This is a genomic window from Primorskyibacter aestuariivivens, from assembly GCF_028023675.1.
Classification (GTDB): Bacteria; Pseudomonadota; Alphaproteobacteria; order Rhodobacterales; family Rhodobacteraceae; genus Marinovum; species Marinovum aestuariivivens.
The window spans coordinates 73,685-81,267 of sequence record NZ_JAQIOZ010000002.1 but is presented as its reverse complement, the minus strand read 5'-3'; the positions used below and the strand labels follow the sequence as shown (position 1 = coordinate 81,267).

Sequence of the window (7,583 nt, the reverse complement as noted above, 5' to 3'; positions counted from 1 at the left end):
GCGAGCGAAGCTTGCGATCGCTGTATTGCAGCTCTGACGGCGTACGTGGTCGTGGCGCTCCCGTGACGAACTTGTCCCATAATGCTTCCTTCAATTCCTGAGAAAAAATCACACCATCATACCGTGGGATCAAACACCTAGCCTCCCTCCTCTTATCTATTACTTATAACTATTAACGAGATGGATAAGAATCCTCCTTCCACGGTCCTCTCTCCCCTCCCTCTCTCTTCCTTCTTATCCATCCATTACTTATACCTATTATTCTTATATCCCCCTTACAGAGACCTATTCCTCTCCATAGCTGTCTGGCTGGGCCGATTGAACGTCCGAAACAGCCTCGCCAAGCCCCCGTAGAGCAGCACTGGTGTGGGTCATGTTCAGGAGGCGGGGAAGGTACCGTGCGGCAGGGGCATTCCGAGGGGCATTTCCACCACGGTGCGGCCTGAGCCTGCGATCACAGTAAAGCTCTGAAGGAGATGGCTGGGGTGGTAGGATTCGAACCTACGATACACTGTACCAAAAACAGCTGCCTTACCACTTGGCTACACCCCAACGGTGCGCGTCGTATTACGCGGAGTGGTCACGGTGATCAAGACCAAATGACACAAAAAAACGTGGAATTTTTGCGGCCCGGGCAGGGGCGCCGACAGGGCTTGTGACAAGACGGAAAATGCGGTTTTCGGGCGCTTTTTGGCTTGACGCGCCATGCCCGCTGTCTTACCCACCGCGCACCGTGGCGCGGTAGCTCAGTTGGTTAGAGCGAACGACTCATAATCGTTAGGTCGGGGGTTCAAGTCCCCCCCACGCCACCACCTCTCTCCCTCAGCCTTAGACTACAGCCCGCCGTCGGTATTGCCTTTGGCCTGTTGCAGCACCTCGACGCACAGGATCGTCGGCAGATGGCTGGCAATGTCCTGCCATGTCTCGCCCTCATTCGTGCTGGCAAAGACCGACCCGGAGTTGGTGCCGAAATAGACTCCGGCGGGCTCGTGTTGATCGGTGGCCATGGATTGGCGCAGAACGGTGAAAAAACAGTTTTGCACCGGCAATCCGTCCTGCTTCTTGTCCCAGCCGTCGCCGCCATCGGTGGATTTCCAGACCGCCGCCGAGGCATCAGGCGGGAACCGGCCCTGGGAATCGCCATTGAGCGGCAGGGTCCAGATGGTTTGCGGGTCATGGGGATGCACCGCAATGGGAAAGCCGAAATGGGATGGCAACCCCGTGGTGATGTCATCCCAGCTGCGCCCGCCATCGGCGCTGCGAAACACGCCGTGATGGTTTTGTTGATAGAGCAGGTCCGTACCGGTGGGCAGGTCCGCGCGCACCATGTTATGCAAGCAATAGCCCACATCGCCGTCGCATTCCCCCAGCTGCGGCGCGTCGCTATGCGTATGCGCGTCTGTCTCGCCACCCGTGTTGCTGCGCCGGTTGCGCCGTTCCCAGCTTTGCCCGCCATCCTCGGAGGCAAAGACACCGGCGGCGGAAATCCCAAGCCAGAGCTTGTCCGGGTCCCCCGGGTCGGTGACAATCGTATGAAGGGTCAGCCCGGCCGCCCCCGGTTGCCAGCTGTCGGCAGAGGGGTGGTCGTTGAGCGCGGGCAGTTTGGTCCAGCTCTCGCCCTCATCCTCGCTCACAAACAGCGTGGCGGGTTTGGCCCCGGCATAGAGCCGCCCATGGGCGCGCCGGATGGACCAGAGCGCCTCGATCTCGTCGGTGAAGGGGGCGGGCGGGTCCGGTTCCATGCCGAATTGCGCGGCCATCTCCGGGTCATCGCGCAGCCACTGATCGAATTTGCCATTGGCCAGCTTGGACAGGGTCCATGATGCGCCCCCGTCAGACGAGCGCCAGACACCCGCACCGGACCATTCCCCGCCGCCCGCGGCCCAGAGCGCGCCGGTCCCGGGGTCGCTGGCCATGTGGTTGATCGCCCAGCCGCCGCAATGCGGGCCCGAGACGTCCCAGACCGCGCGCGGCGCATCGCTGGTGAGCACAAAGGCACCCTTGGTGGTGCCTACAAGTAGCGTGGTTGGGCCGGGCATGGCAAACTCCTCCTGAACCAGGAGGCAGTCTAGCACAGCCGGGCCTTTCCAACTATGGCGGGGGCGGGCTCACTTGGTGAGGATCAGTTTTCCGGCCTTGGTGATGCGCAGCACGTAGACCTTGCCATCCAGCACAATGCGCGCGGTGGCATTGTCGCCCACCAACAGCCGGGCATCGTAAATCGGACCGTCGGATTCGCGCAGGGCCGGGTGGTGCAGTGTCTCGCTGCGGGTGATCGCGTTCATCGGCCTGCCTCCAGCCGGTCGAATATCCGCGCCAGCCCGTGTTCGACCGACCAAGTGCCGCCCAATGCGGTGGCCAGAACAGACTGCCAAGGCGGGGCAGGCAGGGTGATCTTTGAGGTTCGGGGCAAAGGTGCAGCCATGGTCAGTCTCCTGGATTTGGAAATGGGCCGGGCTGTCCCGTGGTCAAGGGCGGGATGGCTGGGGTCTGTTTTTATATCTGACAATTATAGTCGGAATAGTCAAGATGATCCAGCGCTGCAAAAATGAAAAACCCGCCGGTTCGGCGGGTTTTGGCAGGGTCCTTCGGGCAGGTGGCTCAGGCCAGCATGCCGCCGTCATTGTCATCGCCCGCCTCTTCGAGAAGCCGGTCGAAATCGGGGATGGTCACATGGCGCTTGCCCGCCAGTTCGATCACCCCGTCGCGTTTGAGCGACGAGATCTGACGGCTAACGGTTTCCAGCGTCAGACCCAGATAATCCGCCATCGCCTCGCGGGTGAGCGGCAGGTCGAACACCATCGTTCCGTTGCTCGGGCTGAGCTTGAGCGTGGCGTCGCGCCGGGCGATGATCGACAGCAGCGAGGCGATCTTTTCCCGCGCCGTCTTGCGGCCCAGCACCAGCATCCATTCGCGCGCGGCGTCCAGCTCGTCCAGGGTCATTTCCAGAAGACGCTGGGCGATATGCGGCGTGCGCATCATCATTTCTTCGAACGGTTTCTTGCGGAAACAGCACATCACCAGATCGGTGGTGGCCACCACGTCATAGGCGGCGGCCTCGCGTCCCGGGCGTCCCACGAAATCCGACGGAAGAAGCAGACCCACCATCTGCGTGCGCCCGTCCTCCATGGTCTGGGTCAGGGTCGCAATGCCCGAGACGACGGAGCCCACGAATTCCATGCGGTCGCCGCTCCAGACAATCGACTGCCCGGCTTCGAAGGAACGGTAATATTTGATCTCGTCCAGCGATTGCAATTCGTCGGAATCGCAACGCGCACAGACCGCGCGGTGGCGGATCGGGCAGTCGCCACAATCAAGCGTAAGATCAGCGGTCAAATTGCCGGGCATGGTGAAACCTGTTTCTCGGGATTGATCTGGGTCAAAGTTATCTTTCGCACTCACACCTAAACCTAGGGTCATGGTTACGCGAACACAACTTGCCAGACTAGGTCTTTTTGACGCGAAGGTGCCTCGGTACACGAGTTACCCCACGGCACCGCATTTCAGCGATGCGGTGACAGCGTCGGACTTCACACGCTGGATCAACGCCGTCCCCGAGGACGGCGAAATTTCGTTATATGTGCATGTGCCGTTTTGCCGGAGATTGTGCTGGTTCTGCGCTTGCCGCACTCAGGGCACTCAGAGCGAGGAACCGGTGCGCGCCTATCTGGACACGCTGCTGTCCGAGTTGGAGCTGCTCAAGGGGGAATTGCCCTCCGGTGTGCGCCTGTCCCGGCTGCATTGGGGCGGCGGCACGCCCACGCTTTTGGCACCGGACATGATGGAGCGTCTGGCGCAGGCGATCTTTGACGTCGCGCCGATGGCGGATCGGGGCGAGTTCTCGGTCGAGATCGACCCAAACGAGATCGATGGCGACCGGCTTGATGTGCTGGCGTCGGCGGGGATGAACCGCGCCTCGATCGGCGTGCAGGATTTTGACGACGAGGTGCAGGCCACCATCGGTCGTCTGCAGGGATTCGACATCACCCGCGACGCGGTCGAAATGATCCGGGCGCGCGGCGTGGCCAGCCTCAACGCCGATATTCTCTATGGTCTGCCGCACCAGTCGCGCGAGCGGATGACCGCGTCAGTGCAGAAGCTGCTCTCGCTGTCACCAGACCGGGTGGCGCTTTATGGCTATGCGCATGTGCCGTGGATGGCGCGGCGGCAGTCGATGATTCCGTCCGAGGCACTGCCCACGCCGGATGAGCGGCTGGACCTGTTTGACACGGCGCGGCGGCTGTTTCTATGGGACGGCTATGCCGAGATCGGCATCGACCATTTCGCGGCCAAACATGACGGGCTGGCCGAGGCGCAGAAGCTGGGGCGGCTACGGCGGAATTTCCAGGGCTATACCGATGACACCGCAGACGTGCTCATCGGGGTGGGGGCGTCGTCGATTTCGCGCTTTCCGCAAGGCTACACCCAGAACGCGCCCAGCACCGGCAAGCACACGGGCGCCATTCGGGACGGGCGGTTCAGTACCGCCAAGGGCCATGCGTTCAGCGGCGATGACCTGTTGCGCGCGCGTTTGATCGAGGCCTTGATGTGCGATTTCCGCATCAGCGCGGCAGAAATGCGCGACCGTTTCGGTGTGAGCGCGGCGCAGTTCGAGACGCTCATGGAACCGGTGAGGCGCGAGTTTGGCGACTATGTCACGCTCAACGAGGAGGGGCTTTACCTGCCCCCCGAGGCGCGTCCCCTGACCCGCATGGTGGCGCGAGCGCTGGACGCCTATGATCTGAGCAAGGCCGGGCATTCTTCGGCGGTGTGACGTGATCTGATTGTGCGCCTTCGGCGCGCTCTTGTGAGCCCCTTCGGGGCGGGTGAGGGGGCTGTCTGCCCCCTCGGCCTTTGGCCTCACCCCCGAAGGCATTTTTAAACAGAAGAAGGGATCAGGCCACCGCTTCCAGAAGTGTGCGGGCATAGTCCGTGCGCGGGTTCTGGAAGACCTGGTCTGCGGTGCCGGCCTCGACCACGTCACCCTGTTTCATCACCATCACGTAATGCGACATGGCGCGCACCACCTTGAGATCGTGGCTGATGAAGAGATAGGCGAGCCCGTATTTGCGCTGCAGTTCGCGCAGGAGTTCCACGATCTGCACCTGCACGGTCATGTCGAGCGCCGAGGTCGGTTCGTCCAGCACCACCAGCTTGGGGCGCAGGATCATGGCGCGGGCGATGGCGATGCGTTGACGCTGGCCGCCTGAGAATTCATGCGGGTAGCGGTCCATTGTGCCGGGGTCGAGACCGACCTCTTCCATGACTTCGGCCACCATCTTGCGCACCGGGCGGGGATCATCCCCGCGGCCATGCACGCCGAGCCCTTCGGCGATGATTTGCATGGCTGACATGCGCGGGCTGAGCGAGCCGAACGGGTCCTGGAACACGATCTGCATTTCCGAGCGCAGCCGCCGAAGGTTGCGCGTGGAGAAATGGCGCAGGTCCTTGCCGTCAAAGGTGATCCGCCCTTCGGAATGGATCAGTCGCATCAATGCCAGCGCCAGCGTCGTCTTGCCCGAGCCGCTTTCACCCACGAGACCGATGGTTTCGCCGGCGCGGACCTTGAAGGTGGCGTCATTGACGGCCTTTACATGGCCCACTGTGCGTTTGAGCAGCCCGCGCTGGATCGGGAACCAGACCTTGAGGTTCTGCGTTTCGGCCACCACCGGGGCGGTGTCCGGCACGGGGTCGGGCTGACCTGTGCTTTCAGCCGCCAGCAGTTTCTGGGTATAGGCGTGACGCGGATTTGCAAAGATCTCTGCTGTTCGGCCAGTTTCGACAATCTCGCCGTCTTTCATCACGCAGACCCGATCGGCGATGCGGCGCACGATGCCAAGGTCATGGGTGATGAACAGAAGGCTCAGCCCCTCGGCCTCTTTCAATTCCGCCAGAAGATCAAGAATCTGCGCCTGAATGGTCACGTCCAGCGCCGTGGTCGGTTCATCCGCGATCAGCAGCTCCGGTCCATTGGCCAGCGCCATGGCGATCATCACGCGCTGGCGCTGCCCGCCCGAAAGCTGGTGCGGATAGTCGCCAAGCCGGGTTTCAGGATCGCGGATGCCGACCTTGTGCAAGAGATCCACGATGCGCATGCGCGCCTCGCGCCCGGTCACGCCCTGGTGCAGCTCCATGCTTTCGCGCAGCTGTTTTTCCAGCGTGTGCAGCGGGTTGAGCGAGGTCATCGGCTCCTGAAAGATGAACGAGATGTCATTGCCGCGCACCTTGCGCAGGAGCTTGTTGTCGGCCCCCACCATCTCCTGCCCGTCAAAGCGCGCCGATCCGGTGACCTCGGCCGAGGGACCAAGCAGCGACACGGTGGACAGCGCCGTGACCGATTTGCCCGACCCGGATTCCCCGACAATGGCCACGGTTTCCCCGCGCCCGACTTCGAAGGACACGTTGCGCACCGCTTGATTGACCTGACCATCCTGATGGAAGGACACGGACAGGTTTTTGACCTGAAGAACAGCACTCATGAGAAAGTCTTTCTTGGGTCAAAGGCATCGCGCACGCCCTCGAACACGAAGACGAGGAGCGACAGCATCACGGCAAAGACGGTGAAGGCGGTAAAGCCCAGCCACGGGGCCTGCAGGTTCTGTTTGGCTTGCAACGTCAGTTCGCCCAGCGACGGGTCCGAGGACGGCAGCCCGTAGCCAAGGAAATCCAGCGTCGCCAGCGCGCCGATCGTGCCGGTCACGATGAAGGGCAGGAAGGTGACCGTGGCCACCATGGCGTTGGGCAGCATGTGGCGGAACATGATCGTGGCGTTGGACACACCCAGAGCGCGGGCGGCGCGGACATATTCGAAATTGCGCGCCCGCAGGAACTCGGCCCGCACCACGCCCACGAGCGCCGTCCAGCCGAACAGCACGGACAGGAACACGAGAAGCCAGAAACTTCGCCCGAAGATCGAAAACATGATGATGATCACGTAGATGCCCGGGATCGCGCCCCAGATTTCGATGATGCGCTGAAAGATCAGATCCAGCCATCCGCCAAAGAAGCCCTGTAGCGCGCCCGCGATAATGCCGATGATCGACGCCGCCGTCGTCACGATCAGGGTGAACAGGATCGACAGGCGGAAACCATAGATGATCCGCGCCAGCACATCGCGTTTGGTGTCATCGGTGCCCAGCCAGTTCTGTTCATTCGGGGGCAGGGGGGCCGCGCCGGGGCGGTCCACGGCGGTGTCGAAACTGTAGGGGATCGGCGGCCAGAGCGCCCAGCCCTTGACGAAATCGCCCTCGGGCACCTCGCCCGCATCGACCCGTTCGATCAGCCCCTCGGGATCGTCCCAGCATTCCTCCAGCCCGCCGGTGCGGATCAGACATTTCACCTCGATATCGCGATAGATAGCCTCGGTGCGGAAATCGCCGCCAAATTCCGTCTCGGGGTAGAATTTGAAGATCGGGGTGTAATATTCGCCCCGGTAATTCACCAGGATCGGTTTGTCATTGGCGATGAACTCGGCAAAGAGCGACACGCCAAACAGGATCGAAAACAGGATCAGCGACCAATAGGCGCGCCGGTTGCGGCAGAAATTGCGCCAGCGGCGCTGGTTGAGCGGAGACAGTGCCATG

The 7,583-nt window shown here is 62.0% G+C and carries 7 protein-coding genes and 2 tRNA genes; 2 read left to right on the top strand and 7 right to left on the bottom strand.

Going from position 1 to position 7,583, the window contains the following annotated elements; translation table 11 throughout:
* Positions 1 to 477 precede the first annotated feature (477 nt).
* Positions 478 to 552: transfer RNA gene (locus PGB28_RS02105), tRNA-Gln, on the bottom strand.
* A 183-nt stretch (positions 553 to 735) separates the two neighbouring features.
* On the opposite strand from PGB28_RS02105, the gene PGB28_RS02100 reads away from it, so the two are divergent.
* Positions 736 to 812, top strand: a tRNA-Met gene (locus PGB28_RS02100).
* 21 nt (positions 813 to 833) lie between these two features.
* Here PGB28_RS02100 and PGB28_RS02095 read toward each other — a convergent pair.
* From PGB28_RS02095 to fnrL, 4 genes are all read right to left on the bottom strand, one after another.
* The gene (locus PGB28_RS02095) at positions 834 to 2,039 is read right to left on the bottom strand and encodes a beta propeller repeat protein (protein ID WP_271419824.1); all 1,206 of its coding nucleotides are present in this window, start codon (positions 2,037 to 2,039) and stop codon (positions 834 to 836) included.
* Positions 2,040 to 2,108: 69 nt separating this feature from the next.
* Positions 2,109 to 2,285 (bottom strand): hemin uptake protein HemP, encoded by a 177-nt coding sequence (gene hemP / locus PGB28_RS02090; protein ID WP_271419823.1) that lies wholly within the window; start codon positions 2,283 to 2,285, stop codon positions 2,109 to 2,111.
* On the bottom strand, positions 2,282 to 2,425 hold the full coding sequence (locus PGB28_RS02085; protein ID WP_271419822.1) for a hypothetical protein: 144 nt from the start codon (positions 2,423 to 2,425) through the stop codon (positions 2,282 to 2,284). The genes hemP and PGB28_RS02085 overlap by 4 nt, the downstream gene beginning before the upstream one ends.
* A gap of 176 nt (positions 2,426 to 2,601) precedes the next feature.
* Positions 2,602 to 3,348 (bottom strand): transcriptional regulator FnrL, encoded by a 747-nt coding sequence (gene fnrL, locus PGB28_RS02080; protein ID WP_271419821.1) that lies wholly within the window; start codon positions 3,346 to 3,348, stop codon positions 2,602 to 2,604.
* A 70-nt stretch (positions 3,349 to 3,418) separates the two neighbouring features.
* Here fnrL and hemN point away from each other — a divergent pair, with 70 nt between their 5' ends.
* Complete coding sequence (gene hemN, locus PGB28_RS02075) at positions 3,419 to 4,774, top strand: oxygen-independent coproporphyrinogen III oxidase (protein WP_271419820.1); 1,356 nt, start codon at positions 3,419 to 3,421, stop codon at positions 4,772 to 4,774.
* Between the two features lie 121 nt (positions 4,775 to 4,895).
* On the opposite strand, the gene PGB28_RS02070 is transcribed toward hemN, so the two are convergent.
* Positions 4,896 to 6,479 (bottom strand): ABC transporter ATP-binding protein, encoded by a 1,584-nt coding sequence (locus PGB28_RS02070; protein WP_271419819.1) that lies wholly within the window; start codon positions 6,477 to 6,479, stop codon positions 4,896 to 4,898.
* The gene (locus tag PGB28_RS02065; protein WP_271419818.1) at positions 6,476 to 7,582 is read right to left on the bottom strand and encodes an ABC transporter permease; all 1,107 of its coding nucleotides are present in this window, start codon (positions 7,580 to 7,582) and stop codon (positions 6,476 to 6,478) included. The genes PGB28_RS02070 and PGB28_RS02065 overlap by 4 nt, the downstream gene beginning before the upstream one ends.
* Position 7,583: the final 1 nt, after the last annotated feature.

Excerpts from the sequence above, each read along its gene's own strand:
- PGB28_RS02095 (WP_271419824.1), bottom strand. The coding sequence starts at position 2,039 with ATGCCCGGCCCAACCACGCTACTTGTAGGCACCACCAAGGGTGCCTTT.
- hemP (WP_271419823.1), bottom strand. The coding sequence starts at position 2,285 with ATGAACGCGATCACCCGCAGCGAGACACTGCACCACCCGGCCCTGCGC.
- PGB28_RS02085 (WP_271419822.1), bottom strand. The coding sequence starts at position 2,425 with ATGGCTGCACCTTTGCCCCGAACCTCAAAGATCACCCTGCCTGCCCCG.
- fnrL (WP_271419821.1), bottom strand. The coding sequence starts at position 3,348 with ATGCCCGGCAATTTGACCGCTGATCTTACGCTTGATTGTGGCGACTGC.
- hemN (WP_271419820.1), top strand. The coding sequence starts at position 3,419 with ATGGTTACGCGAACACAACTTGCCAGACTAGGTCTTTTTGACGCGAAG.
- PGB28_RS02070 (WP_271419819.1), bottom strand. The coding sequence starts at position 6,479 with ATGAGTGCTGTTCTTCAGGTCAAAAACCTGTCCGTGTCCTTCCATCAG.
- PGB28_RS02065 (WP_271419818.1), bottom strand. The coding sequence starts at position 7,582 with ATGGCACTGTCTCCGCTCAACCAGCGCCGCTGGCGCAATTTCTGCCGC.